We start from the raw sequence: 24,929 nt of genomic DNA, 5'->3' as shown, positions 1-24,929 counted from the left end.
CAACGCGTATGTGATCTGCTCTTCGGTGAACCTGCTCTTCTTCACGGCATGACCTCCTGGTCTCGATGACAACGTCATGCCGGAATTTTCCACTTCCAAATGGGACAGTTTTGTGGGCTAGGGTCAATTTTTTAACTGTATGGAGAACGCGCTGGCAGAGAACGTGGTGCCGAGAAGGCAATACACGCAGGGACTCAAGGTGGAGGCGGTACGCTTGTCGAAGAGCGTTGGTCTGCATGAGGCCGCTCGCAGGCTGGGCGTACCGGTAGCGACACTAGGCAACTGGCGCCGAGACCAGCGCAGACTATGCGGAGGGTACGCCCCTGCTGCTCGTAAGCGGTCGTTTCGAGCATTGACTTTGAGTGAACGTGAAGAGACCTCGCGCGGCGTCTCGGCTGGACTTTCAATTCGAGCGATTGCCCGCCAATTCAACCGCGCGCCTTCCACGATTTCCCGTGAGATTGCACGTGACGGCGGAACAGGCCACTATCGAGCGCTGGAAGCGGATGAGTCTCCAGCACGGAGCGCCGCTTTACCGGCTTCGACGAGCGCATCATTGCGATGTACGTGCGCGGCATGAGCGTGCGCGAAATTCAGGCGTTTCTGGCCGAGCACTACGGCACCGAGGTATCGCCCGACTTCATCAGCTCGGTCACCGACGAGCTGATGGCCGAGGCGCTGCGCTGGCAGAGTCGCCCACTCGAGGCAATGTATCCGGTCGTGTTCTTCGACGCGCTGCGGGTCAAGATCCGCGACGACGGCGTGGTCGACAAGGCCGTCTTCCAGGCCGACGGCCAGCGCGACGTGCTGGGCCTCTGGATCGAGCAGACCGAGGGAGCCAAGTTCTGGCTCAAGGTGTTCAACGAACTCAAGACGCGGCTGCCAGGACATCCTGATCGCCGTGGTCGACGGCTTGAAGGGATTGGCCGAGGCGATCGGCGCGGCCTATCCCAAGACGACTGTCCAGACCTGCAGCGTGCATCTGATCCGCAACAGTCTCGAGTACGCCAGCTACAAGGACCGCAAGGTATTCGCCGCCGCATTGCGTCCGATTTACGCGGCTGCCAGCGAAGAGGCGGCACGGCAGGCGCTGCAAGACTTCGCCGACGGACCTTGGGGCGCGAAGTACCCGACGATCGTGCAGTCGTGGCAACGCGCGTGGGAGCACGTCATACCGTTCTTCGTGTTTCCGCCGGAGATTCGGCGAGTCGTTTATACGACGGATGAAATACACAAGTCCCCACGCCGTACTTCGCTCGTTCGCTATGTCCGCGCTTCCGGCCATCGTATCGGCGCGCTGTCTGACTTGGGGCGCGACTGCTTCCACCGGTTAAACAGTCTTTGATAGGTTCGCTCAGACTGCTCAGCCACGGCTCGCTCTTGCTGACGGACACTCTTCAGACTGTAGGCGGCAGCCGAACCTTTGCGCGAGCCATGCTGCGCCGGCATTCCAGCCTGCAGTTCCAGCGCGCGTAACTTGTGTGCGGTCAACGCGGGACGGTCCCACGCGAACGGCTCGTCGCGTGTCAGCACATACCATACGATCACTGCGAGTTTCCGAGCGGTCGCGACGATGGCAATTTGCTGGCCGCGGCGATCGCGCACGCGCAGGAAGAAGGCGCGCAGCGGCCCAGGCGCCTGCCTGGCGCCCCAGGCAGCCTCGACCAGCATCGCCCGTGCGTAAGAGCGCCCGCGCTTGGTGATGTGGCCGTGCCTGGCCGGTGTCGGGCCGGACTGATAGACCGACGGATTGAGTCCGAAGTAGCTCACCAGCTTCTCCGGATTCGGAAACCGCTCGATGTCGCCAATGGCAGATAGCAACCCGATCGCCACCGTGGTGTTGACGCCGGTGATCGTCAGCATCACGCGCAATCGCGCGTCGTCGATGGTCGCTTGCGCGAGTGCTTGCTCCACCTCGCGCAGATCCTCGGCGAGGCGGTCCAGTTCGCGCAGCCGCTGCTCAAAACCGAGTCGCTCGTCCAACGGAAGCGGTTGAACGCCGAGCCAGGCACGCCCTTCTTGCCAAACAGATCGGTGGCGGGGCATCGCTCGATCAGATGCGCGGCCAGAACCGCATGAATCTCGTTCTTCAACCGCGTGCGCTGCCGCACCAGCTGTGAACGACGTGAGATCTGTCGACGCAACGCCAGCGTGTGCTCGTCCGGCATCCATACTTCCGGTAGAAAGCCGCTTGCATACAGCTGTGCCAGCACGGCTGCATCGATCTTGTCCGTCTTGACGCGAGCCTCCGCGATCAGCCGAACTTGCAGCGGATTGGCAATCGCCACGCGCGCGACGAGCCGACGAAGCACGTTGACGATGGCGGCAGTGTTGCCGGTTGCTTCGAGCATGACATGATCGGTGGCGCGCAGCTTCTCGGCAAAACGCTCCAGTTCGTCGCGTCGCAACCCGGTGCGGCCGCCTGCATGCAGCGTGCCATCCTCCAGGTACGCGATCTCGGCCACTGAGCGCGAGACATCAAACCCCACGATTCGCATAACCGTCTCCCGTATCAGATCACTGCTGGGAGCCGGTGGGACAGCACGACAACTACGGATTCGCGCTCACAGCGCAACCGGGCGGGTCGCAGGGGCGGCCAACTACAAACACGAGCTCGCGGCTCATCGTGTAACAACGGCCTGCCCACCCGAAGTGCTCCCCAGTGCCCCTGTCCCGGATGGTCACACCATACGCTCAAACCACTCGGCGCGGGAACGCGAGGCACCGGCTATATCATGCCGGTTACAAACGCCATCGAGAGCTTGAACATGCAATTGCGCAAGATCATGAAGACGCGCGGCCACTTCCCGAATGACGAGGCCGCGATCAAGCTGCTCTGGCTGGCGCTGCGCAACGTGCTGGTCAAGACCGTGCGGGCCGCGTTCGACTGGAAATCAGCGATGAACCAGTTTGCTATCCTGTTCGGCGAGCGATTCACGCGGGCACGCGGATAACCTGTTGTTCAACCGCCTCGCCCACAAAATGCGGACAGGTTCGGCAACGCCGCAGGTGACGGGCGTCGTCGCGCTAATGCTAGCGGTAAACGGCAACCTCACACCCGTGCAGATTCAGAAGAGGCTGACGGGCAACACACGCGCGGCGCAGGTCGGAGCCGGCACGACGTGCAAGCGCTGCCTGCGGGCTCGCGCATTCTCGACGCCAGCCACGCTGTCACGGCGGCCGTGCAGTAGCCGGCTGAGCTTGCGTTGATGCAGCCACGCACGCGCGATCGCTCGCTCCCGCTCCGGATGTAAAACATGTTATCCGGATGCGGAAGACAAGCGATGTCCTGCCGAGCCGTAACCGGCTCGCCGGCTTACCAGTAGAAGCCGCCGCCGATCACTCCACCGACTTCGCCGCGGGTGCTCGAGTTGACGGCGGCCTTCACCGTCCACTTGCCGTCGCGGGTCATGTACGACAGGCCCATCGCCGAGCCGTACTCGCCGCCGTACGTGCTGCCGGCCATCGAGACAAACGTGCGGCCCGGCTGCGTCGATTGCGGCAGGCCGGCCACCGCCATCGCGGCTGCCACCCCACCCATTGCATCCTGACGCGCGCTGCCAACCACGTTGTTCATCTGCTGCAGGTTGACCGCATCGGTTGGCGCCGTACCGGCCGCAACGTTCGTGATCTGGCGTTCGGCGCTGGAGGCACCGACCGATACCGCGTTGTCGCGATCCGCGACCGAGCCCGCGCCGAGTGCGACCGAGTTGTTGCCAGCCGCATTCGCGTTTTGTCCCATTACAGTGCTGTTGCCGCCCGAGGCGACCGCACCCTGGCCGAACGCAGAGCTATTGTCACCGTAGGCGACGGCGCCCTGGCCGACCACCGTACTGTTCTCGCCGTGAGCTGATGCAGTTTGCCCGATCACAGTGCTATTGACTGCATGTGCATCCGCCCCGGCGCCTATCGCCGTCCCGCCCGACGCTTGCACCGCCGAATTCGCACCGATTGCCGTGGTGTCTCCGGCATCGCTCTCAATAACGGAGCCTGGGCCAGTCTTGATGTTGTTATCGTCACTGCGCAGATTGGTCATCGTCATGACCCGACTATCATCGCGCGAATCGCCAACATCGGTTTCGATCTTGCTGACGCGATCGTCCATCGCACCCATTCGGTTTTCGAAGTCGCTTTGCAGCGACGACAACTGGCCATAGTTCACTGCGTCGTATCGGCTCTTGCCATCGGCAACGTTGGTCAGCATAGCCGGCGCTGCCGATGGGCCGCCCAGCGTCACCGAGCCATAGTTCGGATTGCCGTGCGAGTCGAGATCGTAGCGCACCGCTAGCGAATCCGTGGCACCATACGCCGCAGCCGCCTGCACCGCCTCCGATACCGTCGCGTACTTGTGACCGCTCACTTCAATCGAATGAATGGCAACGTGGCCGCTTCCATCGACCGTCGTGTCGCCTCCGATCACGTTCGCAAGACTCGCAGCCGCGCCGTGCAACTGCGCCATATTCACTGCGTCGGTGCCTTGCGTACCCGCCGCAACGTTCACGATCTGGCGCTCGCTTCCAGCACTGCCCACTGAAACGGTATTGGCTCGACTCGCCTGGGAGCCCGCCCCCAGGGCGACGGCACCGTTCGCCCCTTTTTCCACGAAGGCATTCGCGCCCAGCGCTATCGCGGCGGTCACTTCCCGGGCAACGCTCGCCCCCGTGCCCAACGCAATGCCATTCGTCGCGCCCACTACGACCTCAGCTCCACTGCCGATCGCAATCGAACTCTCCCCGATCGCCTGCACATTGTTATTGCCGACCGCGATCGCGTTCTCGCCGTTCGCCTTCGCCTGCGAACCAATTGCAAGTGCACTGGCTCCATTCGTCGTCACATGCGATCCGATCGCCACCGAGTTGTCCGAATTCGCGATGGTACGCAAGCCGATAGCAATCGTGTCTGCGCCCGCCGCAACTGACCCGATACCCATTGCAGCCGAAGTCGTACTCTCCGGGGCACCGTCGACGATATTCGCCTCGTTCGGCAGGCTACCGTCAGCGCCCTGACCGTCAATCCGTATGAAATTCGACAAACGTTGCTCGTCGATGGCAAAGGGATCGGCAACCAGCGAGCCGCGCCGCGACTCCCGATCAGGCGAGAGCTTGTCGGTACGGCTCGACACCTTCCCAATAGCATCAGTCAGCTGATTCAAGTTGACTGCGTCGGTACCTTTCGTACCTGCCGCCAGGTTCGAAATTCGACGCTCACGCCCCACGTCGCCAACCGACACTTGATTTGTCTCTTGTGCGACCGAATTGAAACCGATCGCGACCGAATTGAATCCAGTCACGCGCGAACCAGCACCAAAAGCGATCGAGCCGTCCGCTCCCGCATTTGCACCCGCGCCAATGGCAACGACATTAGTTCCCGTCGCATTCGCGGGCACACCTTCCGACTTGATTTTGATGGACTTCATGGCAAAGTTAACGTCAGCCAGCTCATCCCGTATCGGTTGCATAGCGCCAGTCAATTGCCCGACATTAACCGCATCAGTATCCGCAATGCCTGCCGCGACGTTCTTCACCGTCGTGCCACGCTCGCCACGCAGCGTTATCGTGCTCCTAGCGGCATCGTCGTACGCCACGGTATTCGGATCCCTACTGCCGCCACTGTCTGCAGCTGCCGCAATCGCGTCGCCGACGTTGTCGAATGATTCGCCGCCAACTTTATATGTTGGCGCTGTTACGTAGCCGTTGGCGTCGATGTTCACGCCAAGCACGTTCGCCACCCTCGAAAGCTGGTTGACGTTGACTGCATCACTGGCGTGTCCGCCGTTCTTGACATTGGTGACCCTGGAACCCGAAACGCTGACTCCCGTCCTGGACGACAACACAAGCTGATTGCCGGCAATGGTTGTTCCTTCGGCATCGACCACTACCCGATTCGCCTTGAACGGATCGTCACCGTAAAATAGCCCAGCTGATTTACTTCCCGCCCATACTCCTGACCACAAATATGTGTCCGCCCCATTCCCGGAGGTAAGATAAGAGAAATACCGACCCGCCATCTGGGAAAAATGAGATCCACGCACGCCTCTATAATCGACATTATCCCATCTAGCACAATTCTCAAATAATCCATTGCCATTTAGGCAGTTGCTAGCTGCCGGCGTTTGGTATCCAATATATGGGTTATGCGCATACGCAGCAGAAGAAAACAGGGCGCCATACCAGCCAGCGGTCGCAGTCGCAAGCACAATGGAAACTTTATACAGCTCACGCGCCCCAACACGCAACACCACGCTCGAAACGAATTCACACCGCATATCAATCAATCCCCAAAATTAAAACACAAACCAACAACCACCATAACAATCCTCCCGAACTGAAAACCCAGAATAAAACAATGCCACTCCAAATTTCTCCGAATTCATCTCGGCACTTTAGCTTGAGAGCAAAATCTCAATATGCAGCGTTTTTTGCGCCGACCAAAACTGAAATAATTGGCATATATCGCCCGCCAGAACTTTCATAACCAAGGGCGCCATCCGAAATTTCTATTTTTCTCACTGCAAAAATTGACATATAAAAACGCAGCACACAAATGCAGGGCATGCGCAGAGCTGAGGGAGCACAGCGTACAGTGCCGATTAATTTACAAGGCGCAGTCAGCGCGTCCAACCGATTGAGATCCGCAGTCAATAACGAACACCAATAGGAAAATCTCGCGCTCGCTCCCCCTCGAAACATATCGCCCCAATTCCATATCAGGATTTGCACGTTCACAGCGCTCATTGCTCGGCATGATTCCAAGTAGTTCCTAGCGCGAACCGAACATAACCCAACCCGGCCATACGTTTCGAGCAACAAAGCCATCGAGGCGAACGACCTAATTTTTGCCTTACCCGCCTTACCGCCGCCACAAATACTTCACACTACGTCACCGAATATCAAAACAGATGCCCACGATTACCACTAGAAAACCTGCCCCAATATTCAACCTATTAATTTTCACCCCTCTCCAATCACCCTCCCAAAAGCTACACGCGCATAATCATTTCTAGCAAATAGCACTTTCTGCGCTGACGGCAGAATACCGGCGTCGGGAGGCAAGCTTCAATACATAGCGGACATACTGTTGTAATTTCGAAAAATATTCCAATTCCAGAATTGTCTAGCAGCATTTTTTGGGGGGGGGCGCCATCTTTCCGGCCGTGCGATTACATAAGAGTCGCTAACACAAAGTCATCAATGAAGCGTGAGCAGATGACCGCAGCCGCAAGGGAGTGCAACGCAACGTGAACATCGAGACGTCACTCGCAGCGAATTCTCAGTTTGCTGGAACCGGCAAACCAGGCATGCGTGTGCTCGACGCCCCACCGATGCCGTCCGAGCCGCACGTTGCTGTCCACGCCGCGGCGTGCGAGGCGGGCCGTGATGCCACGCTGCTTCAGGCAACGCCGACAGCGAGCAACGTCGTAGTTCTTGTCCGCATCCGGTTTGCCCAGAAGTTTGCGGGGCCGGCCATTCAAGCCCGATACTGCGGGAATGGCATCAAGCGATGGACTCGAATGCCATCGAATCGTGCCGGTGACCGCAATCACCTGCGGAACGCCGCACGCATCTACGACGATGTGCTGTTTCGAACCGAGCTTGCGCCGGTCCGTTCGCCCCCCGGGGCCGGAAACGCGGCGTCATCGATACACTTGCCCCGCTCTCAATCAAACCGATCATGTTCACGCGGAGGGAATTCATCGAATAGCAGAATAGATATTAAAAATCTCAATAAAAAGCAGCCATGAAATTTCCGTTCCAATAAAATTAATATGAATCTTTTTGTCAAACTTCTTGCGTCTTTGGTGGCAATGTTTTTTCTAAGCCAAACCGCAACCGCAAAAAACGCCACCACTCAGGCAAGCACAAAAATTATCGACTACGTCGGACCTATTGCGATCAGTCAATTACATGATTGGTATTACAAAAAACCCAAAGATTGCGGCGGCCCGTATCGGCCAGCTTTCCTGTGTAGCGGCGTGATGTTGCGCGCCACCGTAGAAAGTCCCGCTTTCCAGCCGTGGAATCCAAGTCCGGCCTCACAAACCAGTGGCGGCGTCTCTTTCTCCTGGATCAGAACCGATGATAATTTTTCACATCTTGCTTATGGTTATAAAAATGGATTCATACTCTACCCTGGGTTTAGTACACTCCAAGACAAAGACGCCATAATGGTTCTTTGCGCTTATTCAATGGATGGAGGCACCGACAATCGCTCTGGAAATGGTTGCGGGGCATCCACCAATTACCCAACTGAAAGCCGACCCTGCATCACGCAGGGAATTACAGATGCTCAAAAATGGATAGAACATTTTACTTCCCTGAGGGTAAAATACAGTGATCAATGCGGATGGGATGTCACCAAAGGACACGCCGGCATCGCAGATCATTTTTACCAAAGCATTCTGGCAAGACAAAAAATGCTTTCGCCGTGGTGGGAAACCCAAAACGAGCTGCGCTTGGCCACATGGAAGCAAAATAATGGCGAAAAACTTCCGATACATTCGTTTTTCTATATAACCGGAGATGATCAAGCCATAGCCAATGCTAAAAATGACCAAAAAAGATTCTACCAGGAATATGGAATTGTAATCCCAGTCATTTCAATAAGCCTCCCAATATCAAAAGACAGGAAAGCCTCTTTTTCCTATAAACGCAGCGATCAATCCCCAGAAGTTTTGTAAGTGTTGCTGACAAACAAGTTTTAAGCTTATTAACTTCGGCGAATCGCCTATGCTGGAGTCGTGCATGAAATATGCTGTTGCGCTGATTGAAACCGAGGAGCAAACAGACGTGGCCGCAGGAATTCGGACAGTCGGATAAGTAGAGCGCTCGGGACCTGGGCCGGCGATAATGCCGGCAAAGGAACCTGGAAGATGGCGCAGAGAACCCGACGAACGCACTCAACAGCATTCAAAGCGAGGGTGGCGCTGGCTACGGTCAAGGGCGAGCGGATGCTGGCCGAACTGGCGCAGCAGTTCGATGTGCATCCGAACAAGAACACGGAATGAAAACGGCAGTTGCAGGAACGCGCAGCGAACGTATTCGGTGCCGCTGGCGCACGGTCGAGCGAGCAGCCGGTAGACCTGAAGGCGCGGCACGCCAAGATCGGCCAGTTGACGTTGAAGAACGATTTTTTGGCAGGCGCGCTCACCAAGGCGGGATTGCTGAGCGCGAAGCGGTGATCAACCGTCCGCCTGCACTGGCGGTTTCGCAGCAGGCGCGGCTGGTCGGCATCGCGAGATCGAGCGCGTGATACCGGCCGCAGCCGATCAGCGAGGCCGATCAGATGCTGATACGACGGATCCAGCAGCCCAGTGCCTGAAGTACCTTGCGATCGAGCAATTACTCTTCCTGACATCCTTAAAATCAGGCGTCAGGTTACGCAATCGCACTCAAATCCTCCACGGTTTCCCGCGATGAACCAAAAAAACCTTGTCACTAACTCCTTGATTGCCAACAGCCCTTCATGCGAAATCCCTGCCTGGGCCACGTCCTCCTCTCGCGAAAAATAGGAATTGTCTTATGGCCAAAAATCTACACCTACCGCACAATGCAAAATTCACGCAAAATCATTTTTCTTTGATCATATATTTCGCTAACGACCACTCCACCCCAATCGTTTCCGCCTATAAGACAAGGCGACATCGGTGTAAATAAATATTTTGAAGATATTAGACGTTGCGACACATTCATGGAGAATCGATATAAAACATGATGCAAGTAAAAAAACTGAACGATGTCGCTACTCGGAATGCGGAAAATCTTTCAAATTATCGACATAGGCAATACGAATACTGAAGTTTATGGATTGAAAAATCTGGAAAGGCTATGACGAAGGAGGATGGCTTTGATGAAAAATGAGCAGATGGAAAGTAAGGTGATGGTGATAGAAGTACATCCCGGCGACTATAGTCATGTCGAGCGAGCCGCGCAGAAGCTGGGCTACGCCACCTCGGAATTCATGTTGCTGAGCGCAACCATCATGGCGTCCGCAATCGTGAATGGCGACGATATCCTGAAAACTCCAGCGTCGTTGTAGACAACGCCGACTTCGCGTTTCGATGAGAGGGCCTGCAGAGGCTGGATGGCTGTATCACGACGGCCGACCACGGCTGGAGATCCGACTGGGTTCCGGTAGTGCGCACGCCGACGCGATAGTCGAAGCATGCCCGCTGCGTCAGATCACAATCGCCTCGATGGCATACATCGAGTCTCCAGAGCAGTCATTTAGGATTGGATCGGAAAATAGTTACATCACGGCCATCGTGACAACGCCGCCCAGAGCTGGCCGGGCAGCTCGGGGATCACTCATGCCTCCGCGGGGCGAACCAGCTCGCAAGCTGTGCCCCCCCCACCAATCAGCAACGCGACGCGAGCTGTGCCAGCCAGGATTCCACCGCATCGACAAAGGACTGGCAATCTGCTTCCACGATGCATTTCGATTGTGCGATCGTCGCGGACCAGTCCTCCAGACGACGCACGAGATCACCTCCATCGAGAATCATGAGAGCGCCCTGGATCCGGTGCAATCGTTCCAGTACCTGGCTGACGTGCCCCTCCTGGACCAGCACTCGAAGCTCTTCCCTGTCGCGATTCCACGATTCGACGAACAACCCCAGAAGTCGCTCGACGCCGGGTGTAGCGGATTTCACGTGGTGAGCGCCGCCCCATCCGAGCACGCTCTCCAGCACGCCCGAAAGATCATTCAACGAAGACGGTTTGGTTATGAGCGCGTCGAACGGGGCGCTTGCCGCGCCTGCGACTGTCGCATCGGCCGTACACAAGACGACCGGCCACGATATCCCCTCCGCGCGCAAGTCCGCCAATAGCTCGGCCCCGCTCTTGCCCGGCAGATTGGAATCCGTGATGACGAGATCGTATGTCCGGGTCAGGCAACGTCGAATGCCGTCCGCCGCCGTAGAGACGACCTCCACTTGCCCGATGCCGAGCATCTGCAACTGATCGCTCATCAACTGCGCGCTCACCCTATCGTCCTCGACCACCAGAATGCTCGCGCCACTCCACGCGCCAACGTCGATCCTGTCCGCCCCTTCCACCCCCCTCCGGTCATCGTCGTCCGTTTTGGAAGTCGCCATCCCGATCGCGTCGAAAAGCAACCGGCCACTGTAGGCGCTGATGATGACGGCGTGATCCGTCACGACCGGAACAAGTGGTCCGTCCAGTCCGATCATGACTCGACGGTAGATGCCGATCGATTGAATCGCCCCACCATCAAGCTCGAGCCAGTCGCGCGCGTCGACGAATACGGACGATGCAAGCGCGTCGCCCCGCTCTTCATCCCGATCGCTCCTGACGCGGGCACCCGGATACCACGCGCGGAGCTGGGCCACCAGTTGCCCATACCAACTGGGAATGTCGCAGTTCACCACGAAATCGAGGCCCAGGCCGGCATTGCCGGCGACGCATTCCGTGGAATCGCGACGAAGCGGCAACACGACGGTGAAAATCGATCCGACGCCAACCTCGCTTTCGACGGTGATATCACCGCCCATTCGTTCGGCGATTTTCTGACACAGCGACAGGCCGAGTCCGGTACCGGCACGCGAGTTCTTCGGGCCGGCCGAGCCTTGAACATAAGGCATGAAAATCTTCTCGATCTCGTCTTCAGGAATGCCCCTGCCGGAGTCGGCGACGCACAGCCGAACGTGGCCGTCCCCGGTCGAGCCGAGTGAAACGGTGATCGCCCCGCGAGAAGTAAACTTGACGGCATTCCCGATCAGGTTCGTGGCGATTTGCGTGAACCTGGACGCATCGCAAATCCACCCCCCCCGCACCTCGGGATCGATCAGACAGAGAAGCCGCACGCCGTTTCTTTGTGCATCTACTGCAAACGTCCGGCATGCCTGTTCGACGAGTTGATCGATGCGTGCCGGCTGCTCCTGCAGCAATAGCTCGCCCGCCTCGATTCTGGAAAGATCCAGCACGCCGTTGATCAATGAAAGGAGCGAACCGAACGAATCCTGCGCGATCAACAAGCGCGAGCGCTGCTCCTGGGTCAATCCCATCCGGGACAGCAGTTCGAGGTTGCCCAATGCGCCATGCAACGGCGTCCTGATTTCATGGCTCATCGTCGCCAGAAACATTCCCTTCTCATGACTTTCGGCTTGGGCGCGCGCTCGAGATTCTCGCAGCCGTCGTTCGATTTCCTTCCTTTTAGCCAGATCGACCATCCCGATCACGAATACATCGTCCCCGTGATACTTGGCCGGTGCATAAGCAATCTCGAGATCGGGTTCCATCTCAAACCGCTGGATCGTGCCGGAGCGCGCGGCAATCTCGGCGTGATGCCTGACCAGTGTTCCGACACGGGCCAGCACGTTGTCCGTGCAGGAGTCGTTTTCCGTATTACCGGCAAATGCGCTCTGAAGGCCGTGCGCTTCTGCATTCTGCAAGAGGATAGTGCCGTCGCCCCTGGCAACGATAGCCAAACTCACAGGCGCGACCTGGATGACGGACCGACTGAACGCCTCACCCTCCACAAGGCTGTGCAGTCGCTCCCGGGCCGGCCGGATCACCTCTCGATTAATCCAGAACGCGCCACAAATGACCAAACCACATCCACTCAGCAAGGCGAGAGCAACAAGCAGCAATTGCAGTTTGATTGCGCCAAGAAGGTCTCCCCAAGCATACGCATATACCGCCACCCACTGCGGCCCCGGCACGCGCTGGAGAACGAAGAAGCTCCCCTCTCGCCAGATGCGTTGGGGGCGATCATTCGCTACTCGGTATACCCACGGGGTTCTCGATATGATGTGTGCCCAATGCGCTTCCTGGGGATTCACATCGTCGATTCCCAACATTCGCTGCAACGAGCACGAGATGACAAAAAAATGCGGATCGCCGTCGTTGTGCAGAAAATATTGATTGAATCGATTACACGGAATCGACAATACGATCGTCGCCTTCCGTTGATCGCCGTCGTAGATGGACGTCGCAAAATACGTGGTCGTCATGGCGTTGAGCGGGTCCTTGGAGCCGGTCACCCACAAAACCTTGTCCCGCAATCCACTCACGGCATCGCGCTGCATCTCCTGCTCAACAACCGCCACGCGCTTGCCAATAAATTCTTCCGCAACCTTTACAGTGTTCAGTCGAGAAACCTGGTCCGACGCGAGTGGCGGAAGCGTTGCCAGAAACCGCTTATCCGGCGTATAGATAAATCCGTCCGACAGCTCGGGCGAATGATCCTGATGGGAAACCGAAAACGTCGATGCGTATCTTGCCAGATCGATTAATCTGCCAAGGTGATCGGTGTCTTTGGCCGAAGTCAGCGTCGACACAACCGAGAACGCGGGCGTCGCTGTCGACCCCGGCAGCGTCTGGGCCGGCCGGCTCTCTTTTGGCGATCGGGTCCTCCGAGCCCGTGTGCCACCTGGCTCCAGGTATTCCTTTGCAATCCGGTACGTCACCACCAACTGGCGAATGCGAGCCTCACGCCGGTCGACTTCCTCCTTCAAAGTCTCTCTATGCGTGGCAAATTGCTGGGCAAATTCCTCGTGCTGATGAGATATCAAGAGTTCAGTCACGCCCGCGGCGCATACCACGATTAGACATGTCAGTGTTATGGACGCGACAACAAGCAGACGTCTCGAAAACGTCAGCTTGAGCGGAGCATAAATATGCTCCACCGCAAGGACGCCTTCGCTGGAGCTATCGGACTTTTCGTCCGCCGCGTCGCGCACCTTTTCCATCATCCGAAATGCTCCGTGTAGATGCGGTAAAGGTCCGCTTCCGATCTCGCCCCGAGCTTGTGCATGGCTTTCATCTTCTGATGGCTTATCGTTTTGATGCTGCGATTCGTGTGCATCGCGATTTCCGTGACCGACATCCCGCGCCCCAGCATTCGAAAGATTTCAAGCTCGCGCTCGCTGAGCGTTTCGATCGAGGCCTGCGTCGTCCGTCCGACCTCAAGAAGTTCGACCGCCACGGCCGGATCAACAAACGTCTGCCCAGCGTGCACGCGGCGAACGATTGCAGGCAGGCGTGCAAAATCCTGGCTTGATTTCCTCAGAAAGCCGGCAACCCCCGTACTCATGACGCGAGAAACAAGCAAGGAGATATCGTGATGCGCGGTCAGCACGACGATCGAAACATCCGGATAGCTACGCCTTAACCTCTTGAACAGGGCCACCCCGTCGGGCTGTTGGTCACCGTTAAATGAATAGTCGCAGATCAGGACATCACAGGGATGCTGCTGCAACAGCAACAGCAGCCCCGAAATCGTCGATGTGACGGCAACCACGTTGATATCCATCTCAGCCGACAGGATCGAGGCAACTCCGGTAGAAACGACCGGATGGTCGTCGGCCACGACGACATTGATGCAACGATGTGCAGCGCCACCACCAGTAGATGCATTCATCACCATTTCCCCAAATACAGATGTCTACCCTCTCGATGATTGGCGATAACCCGGGTTCTCAGGAAGGGCCCGGCTATCAGCTCGTCAATCAGGTTGAAACGTTATTCAGCCCCCGGCACTGACCGGGTCGAAATACGTGAATCTCCCTACTTTGACTGTCCGGTATGCAGCACATGAATTCATATTGTTCATTATGGGGCACGGAAGGCGAGAGTACCGCCGTGGGGCGGCACACGCTAGCCGAACTTTCTCGACGCCTCGCATCCAATATGCACATTGTGCAGCACACAATTACCTACCCTGTTTCCATGAACACTATTTCATACCACAATTGGAGGGAAGGTCCCTCCAAAGGGCTTGAATCCCGTCCAGTCCTTTGAGCGCTTTTTGACGCTCCGTCACCGCTGCCCGAACCAGCGATCGAAGCGACGCGTGTAGTTCAGGTCGACACCCTGGAACGTGCCGCCGTAAGCGGATACCGACCAGAAGCGCGTCAGGTTGATCGTCGCCTTGAACGCATTGCTCGCCGATTGCAGCCCCTGCTCGAAACCGAGCACGAACCGCTCGTTGATCGCCTTCGACACCAGCACGACCTGCGGATCGGTCAGGCCGACTTCGCTGCGGCCGACCGAGACCTCGTCGAGACCGAAAGTCTGCGCGACGCGCTTGCCGGTCACGCTACCGAGCAGCCCGAGCGCCGCCGTCATCGCCCCCTGCTGGCCGACGTTGTTGCCCTGGTCGGTACCGTGCCCGAACAGCAGCCACGACAGCTTTTCGTTGTCCGTGACGTTCGGCTCCGACACGAGCTTGACCGTCGGCGCCTGGATCGTGCCCGTCACCTGCACGCCGGCCTCGACCTCCTGGTTGCGCCGCATCGCGAGGATGTTGACGCCCGGATTCGACACCGGGCCGTTGAACGTGAAGAAGCCGTTCTCGATCGCGAGCTTGCGGCCGAACGTCGTGTACGTCGAGCCTTCGGTCACGCGCACGTTGCCGACCGCGCGCAGCGGCACGCCCGGCGCGCTCATCACGGTGATCGTGCCGCGCAGCCGGAGATCCGCGCCGTGGCCCTTGAAGCGGAAGTTGTTGCCGAGCCCGACGTCGATGTTCGCGCGCGGCGCCAGCGACGGCGCCGGCTTCTCCTCGACCGGCTTCGGCTTCGCGACCGCGGTGCCGGTGGGCGTCTCGCCGCGCACCGTGCCGTCCGGCTGCACGATCACGACGTCGTCGGACAGGTGCGGCGCCGCCTGCTCGGGCAGGTCGAACAGCGCGCGGTCGACCACGAACTTGCCGTCGATCGACAGCGCGCCGCGCGGCCCGTCGTTCGCGACGGTGGCCTTGCCCGACAGCGACAGCTTGCGGTCCGGCGCCGCGAACAGCTCGAGCTTGTCCGCGACGATGCTGGCGGTCAGGTCGGGCGCCTCGCCGTCGAGGCGCACGCGGCCGAGCGCGCGCAGCGTGCCGTCGCCGCCGTGAAACTCGACCTGCTGGAATTCGACGAGGTTGTCCGACAGCTTCACGCGCACGATGCCGTCCTTCAGCTGCACGCCCTGGTCGATCAGCGTCGCGGACAGGTCGTCGCCCGTCAGCGTCCCCGACAGGTTCGGTTTCACCGGCGTGCCGGAGACCGTCAGCTTCAGCGCCGCGCGCCCGCCGAGCAGGTAGCTCGGCCCGAACAGGTTGCCGGTGGTCTTCAGCGCCGGGATGTCGGCGTCGATGCGGCCCGACAGCGGACCGTCGTCGACGATGCCGAACACGCCGTCGCGCAGCGCGAACGGCACCGTGACATTCGCGTCGAGCGTGCCGATCCGGCTCGCCTTCGCGAGCGCCGTCACGTTGAGCCGGTTGCCGGGCGCGAAGCTCGCGCGGGCGGACAGATCGGTCAGGCCGAGCGACGCGATACCGCGCCCGGTCTCGATCGTCACGTCGCCGCCGCGGCGCTTCACCTGCACGTAGCCGGTTGCGTTCGCGCCGAGCGAGAAATCCCAGTCGGCATCGAGCACGACGTCGGTCCGCACCGGCGGCCGCTGGCCGGTCAGCGCCTGGCGCACCTCGAAGAAGCGCGCGACCGACGCGCCGGTCACGGTGCCCGCCGAGCGCATCTGGCCGCGATCGAACACGAACGATTTCAGGTCGATCGCCGCGCCTTCGAGCGTGAGCCGCGTCGCGCCGAGCGTCACGCGGCCGGCGCCGGCCGATATCGTCAGCGGCGCCTGCAGCGCGAGCGCCGGCGTGCCGCGATTCGCGAGACGGGTGACGGTGCCGTCCCAGCGCATGCCGTCGCGGTTCTCGACTACGCCGCCGTTCGCCGCGAGCGTCAGGTCGATCACGCGGCCGCCGGCCACCCCGAGCGCCGATGCGTCGAGCGTGTGCTTCGCGCGCGTGCCGTCGAGGTTCGCGCGCAACGACTTCAGCTTGAACGAGCCGAGCGCGATGTCGGCCGCGTCGGCCGTGAACACGAGCGCGCCGTGCGCGCCGTCGCGGATGTCCGCGCGGCCCTGGGCGGTGCCGATCCGGTTCGAACCGACGACGACGTGCTCGGCCTTGTAGGTGGCCGTCACGTTCGGATGCGCGAAGCTGCCGGTCAGGTCGCCCTGCGCCTGCACGAGCCCTTCGACGCCGAAGCCGAGCCGGTCGAGCTGCGGCGCGTCGACGACGAAGCGCAGCCGGTCGCCGGGCGCGCCGAAGCTGCCGCGCAGGTCGACGTGGTTGCCGGCGATCGACAGGTTCGCGTTGCTCGGCAGAATCCGCGCGCCGGCGAGCTGCACGACGCCGGCGCCGGTCAGCGGCACGCCGTCGTACAGGCTGTCGGCGAGCTTGAAGGTCGCCTTCGTCGACACCTGCGGCGCGAACGCGCCCGACGCGGTCAGCGTGCCCGACACGCGCGTCTCGCCGCGCCTGGCCGGCGGCAAGGCTGCCTTCGCAGGCGCCTTGCCGCCGCTCGCCTTGGGTGCGCTCATCGCGGCGAGCAGCAGCGGATCGAACGCGGTCAGCGTCGCCTTCGCGTCATAGGTCGAATGCGCGTCGTGGCGGAACACGCCCGTCAGGTCGATGCGCCCCTTGCCGACCGTCACGCGCGTGTCGGTCAGCACGGTCTGCTGCTGCGTCAGCGCGACCTTGGCGCGCGCGCCAAGCGCGAGCTTCGGATCGTTCAGGTTGAAATCGACGGTCGTCACGTCGCCCGCGAGCGTGACGCCGAGCGGACCGCCGAGGCGCATCGGCCGCAGCGCGGCGACGAACGCGTTCAGGTCGAGGTTCGCGACCTTCAGGTCGAAGCGGCCCTTGCCGCCCGCGAGCGTGCCGCCGCCGGTCACGCTGCCGTCGCGGATCAGCTTCAGCGCGAGACCATCGATCCGCTGCGCGTGCGCGTCGAGATGCACGTTCGCATGCGCGTCGATCACCGGCAGCAGATGGTCGCCGAGCGTGCCCGGCTTCGCGTTGACGATCGACACGGGGCCCGTCACCGCGAACCCCTTCTCGGGCGCCGAGCCTGCCGGCGCGCTCACCGGTGCGAGTTCCGCGCGCACCGCCAGATCGGCCGCGGGCGCGCCGGGCGAGAGCGCCTGCGGGTTCACGTGGTCGAACGCGAGCGACGCACGCGTGAGCGGCACGGCGCCGAACGGCGCGGCCTCGACGTGCGCGCGCCCGTTCAGCTTCATCCCGCTCGCGTCGACGTCGGCGACGAGCGCCTCGAGCGAGCCCGACACGCGAGCCCGCGCGTCGACCGCTTCGTCGGACAGCTTGCCGGCATAGGTGGCTTCGCCCGTCAGCGCGAACGGCTTCATGCCGTCGAGCTTCGCACGCGCGGTCAGCGCGCCGTACGGCGTCTCGACGCCGTCGAGCACGAGTTCATGGTGACGACCGTCGCTGCGGCCGTTCAGCGCGAGATGATCGAGCTGCGTCGTCGAGCCGCCTTCGTGAATGGCGAGGCGATCGACGCGCAGGTCGTCGATCCGCACCTGCAGCGGCAGGCTCAAGTCCTGCGGCGTCGTACTCGGTTTCGATGGCCCCGGCGGAATCCGCACGTCGATCGTGCCGGCGCGCAGATAGGCGATGGACAGCCGCCACGGCGCACGCGTCAGTGCCCAGCGGCCGTCGAGCCGGTCGATGCGAATCTCGGTGCCGGCGCCGTCGGGGCTGGTCCATGCGAACCCGCGCAAGCGCACGCCGGTCGCGAGCGAGCCGCCTTCGAGCGTGCCCGCGAGCCGCGTGCCGAGCACCTTGCCGGCCGCCTGCCACGCGAGCCGCGTCCCGCGCTCGGTCGTCACCGCGCCCAGCACGAGCCCCGCCGCCAGCACGACGAGCAGCACGACCGTCGCGAACGTCCACGCGACGACACGCCACGCGCGGCCGCGGCGCGGCGCGCGCGGCGGCGTGTCGGGCGCGCCGTCGGGCGAATCCGGATCGTGAGGCGGCGGCGTGTCGTTCGGGTCCTTCGTCATGCGGTTCGTCGTGCGGGTCGTCGTCAATAGGACGGCAGGTTCAGAAAGCGATGCCGAGCGTCAGGTACGGACGCACGCTGTGGTTGCGCAAGCCGTACGCGACATCGACGTTGATCGGGCCGACCGGGCTGCGCCAGCGCGCACCGACGCCCACGCCCGGGTAGAACACGCGCTCGCCCCACGCATCGGTCGCGGTGCCGATGTCGAAGAACGTCGCGGCGCCCCAGTCGCGGTTGAACCAGTGCTGGTATTCGGCCGTGCCCGTCATCAGGTACTTGGTCGGCAGAACGGAGCCGTCGACGCTGTTGCCGATGCTCTGGTAGCCGTAACCGCGCACCGAGTTCGAGCCGCCGGCGCGGAACAGCAGCGACGCCGGCACGCCGGTCGAGCTGCCGCTCGTAAACACGCCGCCGAGCTCCGCGCGGAACACGAACAGGTCGCGCTTGCCGATCGGCAGGTATTGCTGCCCGCGCGCGTAGCCGCGGATGAAGGTCTCGTCGGCCAGCACGTGCTTGACCGCGAAGCCGGCCTCCGCGTGAATCAGGTTGCCCGAGCGCGGGAACAGCGGATCGTCGACGTTGCGGCGGGTCCACGCCCACTGCGGCACCAGCGCGCGGCTCGTGGTCGGCCCCGCGCCGTTCTGGTCGAGTCGATCCTGGTAGTACATCAGCGAATACGCATAGTCGATGAACTGGCCGGTGCGCGTGCGCTGCACGCCGACCCGCGCGCTGTAGATGCGCGTATCCGACACGTTGGTGTTCGTGTACGACGCGAGCACGCTGTTGGTCCAGCCCTTCTCGCCCGGCGGCATCGACAGCTGGACCTGCCCGTACTGCTGGATCTGGTCGACCCGGCCCGACACGGTCAGCGGCCACGCGGCGCCGAAGGTGTCGAGATACGTATAGGAACCCTGCACGTGCGGCCCGGTATCGGTGGCGAAGCCGACGCCGCCGCGAATGTTGTTGTACGGGAACTCGCTGACCTTCACGTGCACGGGCGTGAGCTCGGGCTTCGACGTATCGTCGCCGACGTCGATCGCGACGCTCGCGTAGTACGGCGTGTTCTGCAACTGCCGCTGCAATTCGGTGATCCGCCGCACGTCGTAGATCTCGCCTTCCGACAGCGGATTGACGTTCGTGACGATCTTTTCCGGATAGCGGCGCACGCCGTCGACATCGACCTTGCCGATCGTGAACGTCGGGCCGCTGTCGAACGCGACCGCGAGTGTCGCGCGTTGCGTGCGCGGATCGATGCGCGCCTCGGACGACGCGATCTTCGCGCCGAGATAGCGGTGCGACTGCAGTTGCCGGAGTGCCGCGCCCTTCGCGTCGTCCCAGTCGGACTGCGTGAACGGGTCGCCCGGCTTCATCGAGAATGCGAAACGGGTGGCGGTCTCCTGGTTCGGATCCTCGGTTTCGACGGGCCCCTTGAACGTCAGGTCGACCGTCGACACGACGGTCTGCTTGCCCGGATCGACCGCGACGCGCACGTCGCGCTTGCCGTCGCGAGTGCGCACGTCGGTGCGCACGACCGGCGAGAAATAGCCAGCCGTCGCGGCCAGGTCGCGCACCTGCTGTGGCGTGGCGGTCACGAGGAAGTCGAACTGGTCGTCGCTGATGTCGTCGCGCTTCGCGAAGCGGGCAATATCGAGATGCGCCTTCAGGAGCTTGCGGATCGAGCGCGGCGCGTCGATGTCGACGTCGTACTTCGCGTGGGCCGGCAGCGCGAAGCACGCGGCGAGACAGCCCGCGAGGGCGGCGGCATACCGAACTGGACGCACCTGAATTAAATGCTTGCCCCAAAATCGTGAAATCTTTCGAACCGATGATAAACCCGTCGCCGCTGTGGTTTGGGTAAACTCATCATCATCGAGGCATGGTAAAAATCGCCCTCGTTGAATCATGCGCGCGCCACAACATAAAATTTTGCACAAGAACGTCATTAGCAGATCACATACGACGTCCGGACTACAGACTCCGCGCCAACGGTAAGAAGATGATTCTAAGTTCCCTGTGTAGCCTTCAGCGCGCTTCTCTCTCGCGTTGAACTCCGGTGTTTCGAGCTTCGTGCCGAGCACCTTCACGTGCCGAAGCCATTCGACCCGCAGTCGCGCGCCCATCTCGATCACGACGTCGAGGTCGTGCGTGACGTCGACGGGCTTCACGAGCGGCACGTCGACGCCGTCGAGTTCGAGGCCGGCCGGCAGCGTGTTCGCGTCGCCGCCGTTCAGGAAGTGGGCGGGGCCGACGCGGTCCGAGCGCTTGAGCATCATCGCGAGGTACGCGATGTTCTGGTGAACGCCGCTTTTCCAGATCACCTGGCCGTCCCGTGCAAACAACGAAATGCCGACGGCCAGCCGTTGCTTGCGGGTGCCGCCCGAGGCGGCTTGATTGATGTCCGTCACCGGTTGGTTTCCTCTGCGGCGTCGTGCGTTCGGCCGTGGCGTCGAGTGCCTGGCCGTGAGACGGCGCGCCGTAGCTTGCCTTGTTCACGTTCGCGCCGGCACGCTGGATTTCTAGCACAGCGCTAGCGGCCTGCCGAATTGGACCGCCGCGCGGTAGCCGCTTGCTCAGTGCTGCAGCAGGATTTCGACTCGGCGATTGCTGGCGCGGCCTTCGACCGTTGCGTTAGACGCGACCGGATCGGCCATGCCACATCCCGTGACCGTCAACCTACCGGCCTTCAGGCCGTACTCCTTTAGATAAGCGGCGACGGCCTCGGCGCGGTGCCTCGACAACGCGCAGTTGTAATCGGAACTGCCGACTGAATCCGTGAAGCCGGTGACCGTCACCTGCGAGTATGTACGGTCTTCACGCTCACTCAGCAATCCGTTGAGCGATTCGCGGGCGTGCGGCGTGAGCGTGGCGTGGTCGGTAGCGAACAGTGCGTAGCCCAAGAGGTTCCTTTGCTCGACCACATCGGACGCCGGCTCGGCGTCCGATGCCGGACCCACCGGCGCGACTCCGTACTCGAACACTGGAGTCGCGAGACCCAAGCCGTCGTGAAGTGTGTAAGGCGAGTTGACCATGTCCACCAACTCATCGCTGCCGACGTTGCGGGCAGTCTGCCGCCCCGACAACAGCCCAATGCAGTGCACCTCGCACATGTGCACGCCGTCGCGCGGCTGCAGTTCGGTTGTGCTGTAGGTCGGGCCTGCAGCGAGAGCGAGAGCAAGAGCAAGAGCGAGTTTGTTCACAATTACGTCCTCAATGGTTCGGGAGACTAAAGCCCACCGCAGGTTGCGGGCTCGTCATGCCGTCGGGACCGCCGCGAGTCGTCGGCAATGCGTTCTTCCACTCGTATAGCATGCCGGCGCCGATCACCTTCTGACTATCGCTGTACCGCTGAAACGCCATTGATCGACGTCTCCAAGTTCTCCTTGAGCGAACCTGCATATTGATTGCCAGCGCCTTCTGACCCAAGAACGACGCAAGCCGATACCCATCCCGCAATTAACGTCCCGATCAAGCTGCGAACTCGACGCCAATGCCCCAACGACCGCGATTCCCTGCTTCGCCGTCAGGTCGATCTGCTGCAGTTGCGAACCCTAGCAAGTCGATCCGCGCCTGCTGACCCGACAGCGCCAGAGAGGGTATCGTCCAAACCAAGTTGGCTGGTTCAGGTTGACCGAATCGATGCCTTGCGCGCCCGCTGCGACGTTCATAGTCTGGCGCTGCTGTGTGTCGCAGCCAACCGACACCACGTTCAAACAACCGCCGCCATTCGAATTCGCGTCGATCACCACCGATGTCGATCCGGTGGTGACCGCCGGCCGGTCGTCACCGGCACCGTTCATGTCGGCCGCGATGCCACTGTTGTCGGCAATGCGTGTCGTTAATCGACGTCGACAGCTCAGCTTGCACGAGCCGTCGCCAGATTCCACAACTGCAAACAGGATCGCGTGATGCTTCTGTTCTATGAACGGGCCGGATTCTGGCGAAAAGGCTTAAGACAGGTCGTGATCGCATCCACTACTGAACAACCGCATCTGCCGCTTGACGGTGTCGATAATCGACACCGTCAAGCGGCAGGTACAAGACAGAGCGAAAACCTCTCATTTCCCGGCCCACCCTCATCAATGCTTGAGCAGTGCGTCAACCCTCATGCGGCTCAGGCCGAACAGCGTCGACGTGACGACGGAGAGCACCTTAAAGTCCGCCGCCTCGACCAACACACCCGATACCGACTGAACAACCGTCATTGCCTGCGCGTCGGTGGATTCGTGCGTATCGCCCCGCAGCCGTTGTGCCGCATTATCGAGCTGCACGCGCAGCGAGCGATCCACCTCCGTCAACCCGTCGAGTGCGCGCACCACGTTGCGCAATGCCGCGCGCTTCGAAGCGAGATCGGTCAGTTTCCAGTGCGCCGGATCGACGGCTTCCGGCACCGCATCGACCTGTGCGCGGCTGGGTCGACCACCAGGGAACCGCTTGCCGCCGCCCTGTACCATCAGGTGGTCGCGCACGGCGGGCCAGCGCGACTCCGTCACGGTGAAATCTACCTGGCCGTCCGCGGCCAACGCCGCACGAACGCCCGTGGCGGCCAGCGCGTGGTCGAGCCGGCGTGTAAAGTCGGTTGCGTCAAGCAGTTCGTCTGCAAAACTGACAGATACCGCCTGCTTGCCCAGGCCTGCCGGGTGAAACATCAGCGTTTCCGCACCGCCGCTTCGCCATTGCTCGACATCGAGCGCACGCATGCGGAACATACACACGGCATCGGCAGCCGGATGCACCACTAACTGCGCGTCCAGCACACCACCCGCTAGTGCCGCCCGGTCGCGCCAGAGCGCGCCGAATCTTGCGATGCGCGCAGCGGCATCGCCACCATCGCGTTCGGCACCGCTCAAAACCGCGCTGATCGCCCTTTTTAGCCCGCGCAACTGTCCGCCGGCTGTCTCTACAAACGCCAGCGCGCGCTGCGCGGCCGTCACGTCGGCATTCAGTTGCGCATGGTGCGCCGTGAAGGCAGCCGTCGCGCCCGGCCCACGCGGTGTCCCGGTAGCCCCCGCGGACCTCGCCAATGCCGGTAGGCCGGCAGCGGGCACCACGGCGAGTGCAGCGGCCTCCTTCGTGCCGACGCCGTGCTGCAGACGGCCGGCCACTTTCCTATCGCCGCGCAGGGAAACCGACTGGCCAGGAACGAGTGCGGCAGATCGCATCTCCACGAACGCGGCCTCAGATTACGTCGAACAACGACAACTCGTTCATGCGCGCATAAATCGCGTACGAACCCTTCGTTGCCGTCATGTAGTTGTTGAGCTGAACCATCGCCTCGGCAAAGTCCAGCCCCCCCACCAAGTCGCTGGCCTGCTCGTTGGCGACGACCTGTGCCGAATGATTCTCTTTCATCAGACTCAGCGTGTTCTGCGTACCACCTAGATCAGATAGCTTCGCGCTCAAGGCATTGATGCCGTTGGTCTTGAGCGAGTCCAGCGCCGCCGTCAGGATGCCTCGCACCGCCGGGTCGCTCGGGTCGACTTCAAGGTCCTTCATTGCGGCCACCGCCATGTCCAGCTTGTTCATCGCATCGACCAGATGCTCGACGGTGACGTTGGCGGTCTGCATGACGCCATGACCGATCACCACCTGCTGCAATTCGCCGTTGCCCGCATACGAGTAGCGACTGCCGGCCAGTGCGGCCGGATCATATGCGATAGGCGCCGTGTCCGTTTGCGTACCGGAGAAAAGATAGTCGCCGTCACCATCCTTGGCGTTGGCAGCCTGCTTCAAGTTGTCGAGCCGCGTGAGCAGCGGCCCAGCCAGCGCATTCAGGTCGGCTGCGCTGCGGCTGCCATCAGCGGCGGCCAGCAGCGATTCGTGCGCGGACATCACTGTGTCGAGCATGCCGTCGAGATGCGTCTCGTTCTTTTGTAGGCGCACCGACAGCGTGTCGATGTTTGTCTGATAGCGCGTAAGCATTGAGGTGTCGCTCTCAAGCAGCAGCAGCCGCACGGACGCGATTGGATCGTCCGATGCGCGCTGCACGCGCCGGCCCGTTGACATCTTGGAGGTGAGATCCTCGGCCTTGCTGCTCGACTCGCGCAGCATCGCGAGCATAGTGTTGCCGAAGTGTTGAGTGGCGAAGCGCATGGTGCTCTGTATTGAACGC

Annotated in this window: 14 protein-coding genes and 6 pseudogenes; 8 read left to right on the top strand and 12 right to left on the bottom strand. The window is 61.3% G+C overall.

Annotated features, from left to right (window positions below):
• Positions 1-139 precede the first annotated feature (139 nt).
• The 3 genes and pseudogenes from GD429_RS42165 to GD429_RS31715 all read left to right on the top strand — a co-directional run.
• Positions 140-304, top strand: a pseudogene (locus tag GD429_RS42165) (transposase); the annotation flags it as partial.
• Positions 305-352: 48 nt separating this feature from the next.
• Complete coding sequence (locus GD429_RS42160) at positions 353-580, top strand: helix-turn-helix domain-containing protein (protein WP_415748967.1); 228 nt, start codon at positions 353-355, stop codon at positions 578-580.
• A pseudogene (locus tag GD429_RS31715) lies at positions 523-1,285 on the top strand (IS256 family transposase); the annotation flags it as partial. The gene GD429_RS42160 and the pseudogene GD429_RS31715, both read left to right, overlap by 58 nt.
• Here the strand turns inward: GD429_RS31715 and GD429_RS42155 are convergent.
• Positions 1,264-2,498: pseudogene (locus GD429_RS42155) on the bottom strand (IS110 family transposase). The pseudogenes GD429_RS31715 and GD429_RS42155 sit on opposite strands and share 22 nt — an antisense overlap.
• A 234-nt stretch (positions 2,499-2,732) precedes the next feature.
• Between GD429_RS42155 and GD429_RS31700 the strand changes: the two are divergent.
• Positions 2,733-2,954, top strand: a pseudogene (locus GD429_RS31700) (transposase); the annotation flags it as partial.
• A gap of 362 nt (positions 2,955-3,316) precedes the next feature.
• On the opposite strand, the gene GD429_RS31690 reads toward GD429_RS31700, so the two are convergent.
• The 3 genes and pseudogenes from GD429_RS31690 to GD429_RS40750 form a co-directional block, all read right to left on the bottom strand.
• On the bottom strand, positions 3,317-5,875 hold the full coding sequence (locus GD429_RS31690) for a YadA-like family protein (RefSeq protein WP_193727254.1): 2,559 nt from the start codon (positions 5,873-5,875) through the stop codon (positions 3,317-3,319).
• Positions 5,876-6,401: 526 nt separating this feature from the next.
• The gene (locus GD429_RS31685) at positions 6,402-6,734 is read right to left on the bottom strand and encodes a hypothetical protein (RefSeq protein ID WP_152863048.1); all 333 of its coding nucleotides are present in this window, start codon (positions 6,732-6,734) and stop codon (positions 6,402-6,404) included.
• Between the two features lie 425 nt (positions 6,735-7,159).
• Positions 7,160-7,624, bottom strand: a pseudogene (locus GD429_RS40750) (transposase); the annotation flags it as partial.
• Positions 7,625-7,765: 141 nt separating this feature from the next.
• On the opposite strand from GD429_RS40750, the gene GD429_RS31675 reads away from it, so the two are divergent.
• From GD429_RS31675 to GD429_RS31670, 4 genes are all read left to right on the top strand, one after another.
• Positions 7,766-8,677, top strand: coding sequence for an N-acyl homoserine lactonase (locus tag GD429_RS31675; protein WP_152863046.1), 912 nt, complete (start codon positions 7,766-7,768; stop codon positions 8,675-8,677).
• A gap of 192 nt (positions 8,678-8,869) precedes the next feature.
• Complete coding sequence (locus tag GD429_RS41690) at positions 8,870-9,004, top strand: hypothetical protein (protein WP_265334701.1); 135 nt, start codon at positions 8,870-8,872, stop codon at positions 9,002-9,004.
• Positions 9,005-9,013: 9 nt separating this feature from the next.
• A complete protein-coding gene (locus GD429_RS40745) occupies positions 9,014-9,178 on the top strand; it encodes a hypothetical protein (RefSeq protein ID WP_193727251.1) in 165 nt (54 codons plus the stop codon).
• Between the two features lie 659 nt (positions 9,179-9,837).
• The gene (locus tag GD429_RS31670) at positions 9,838-10,035 is read left to right on the top strand and encodes a hypothetical protein (RefSeq protein WP_152863044.1); all 198 of its coding nucleotides are present in this window, start codon (positions 9,838-9,840) and stop codon (positions 10,033-10,035) included.
• 319 nt (positions 10,036-10,354) lie between these two features.
• Here GD429_RS31670 and GD429_RS31665 read toward each other — a convergent pair whose 3' ends face one another.
• The 8 genes and pseudogenes from GD429_RS31665 to flgL all read right to left on the bottom strand — a co-directional run bounded on the left by GD429_RS31665 (position 10,355) and on the right by flgL (position 24,910).
• Entirely contained in the window at positions 10,355-13,711 is a 3,357-nt protein-coding gene (locus GD429_RS31665) for an ATP-binding protein (protein WP_152863042.1), read from the bottom strand.
• Positions 13,708-14,379: a response regulator transcription factor gene (locus tag GD429_RS31660; RefSeq protein ID WP_193727250.1), complete on the bottom strand. Its 672-nt coding sequence runs from the start codon at positions 14,377-14,379 to the stop codon at positions 13,708-13,710. Before GD429_RS31660 ends, GD429_RS31665 begins: the two co-directional genes overlap by 4 nt.
• 398 nt (positions 14,380-14,777) lie before the next feature.
• On the bottom strand, positions 14,778-18,821 hold the full coding sequence (locus tag GD429_RS31655) for a translocation/assembly module TamB domain-containing protein (RefSeq protein WP_152863038.1): 4,044 nt from the start codon (positions 18,819-18,821) through the stop codon (positions 14,778-14,780).
• Positions 18,822-18,861: 40 nt separating this feature from the next.
• Positions 18,862-20,601, bottom strand: a complete 1,740-nt coding sequence (locus tag GD429_RS31650; RefSeq protein WP_415748966.1) for an autotransporter assembly complex protein TamA — start codon at positions 20,599-20,601, stop codon at positions 18,862-18,864.
• Between the two features lie 291 nt (positions 20,602-20,892).
• A pseudogene (locus GD429_RS41345) lies at positions 20,893-21,225 on the bottom strand (DUF2827 family protein); the annotation flags it as partial.
• Between the two features lie 165 nt (positions 21,226-21,390).
• Positions 21,391-22,017: an OmpA family protein gene (locus GD429_RS31645; RefSeq protein ID WP_321575031.1), complete on the bottom strand. Its 627-nt coding sequence runs from the start codon at positions 22,015-22,017 to the stop codon at positions 21,391-21,393.
• Positions 22,018-22,896: 879 nt separating this feature from the next.
• Complete coding sequence (locus GD429_RS31640) at positions 22,897-23,922, bottom strand: hypothetical protein (RefSeq protein WP_152863034.1); 1,026 nt, start codon at positions 23,920-23,922, stop codon at positions 22,897-22,899.
• Between the two features lie 73 nt (positions 23,923-23,995).
• The gene (flgL, locus tag GD429_RS31635) at positions 23,996-24,910 is read right to left on the bottom strand and encodes a flagellar hook-associated protein FlgL (protein ID WP_152863032.1); all 915 of its coding nucleotides are present in this window, start codon (positions 24,908-24,910) and stop codon (positions 23,996-23,998) included.
• Positions 24,911-24,929: the final 19 nt, after the last annotated feature.

Origin of the sequence: Burkholderia sp. BE17, from assembly GCF_009362305.1 — a bacterium.
Taxonomy (GTDB): Bacteria; Pseudomonadota; Gammaproteobacteria; order Burkholderiales; family Burkholderiaceae; genus Burkholderia; species Burkholderia pyrrocinia_C.
The sequence above is the reverse complement of the archived record's forward strand: the minus strand, read 5'-3'. Positions and strand labels throughout refer to the sequence as shown.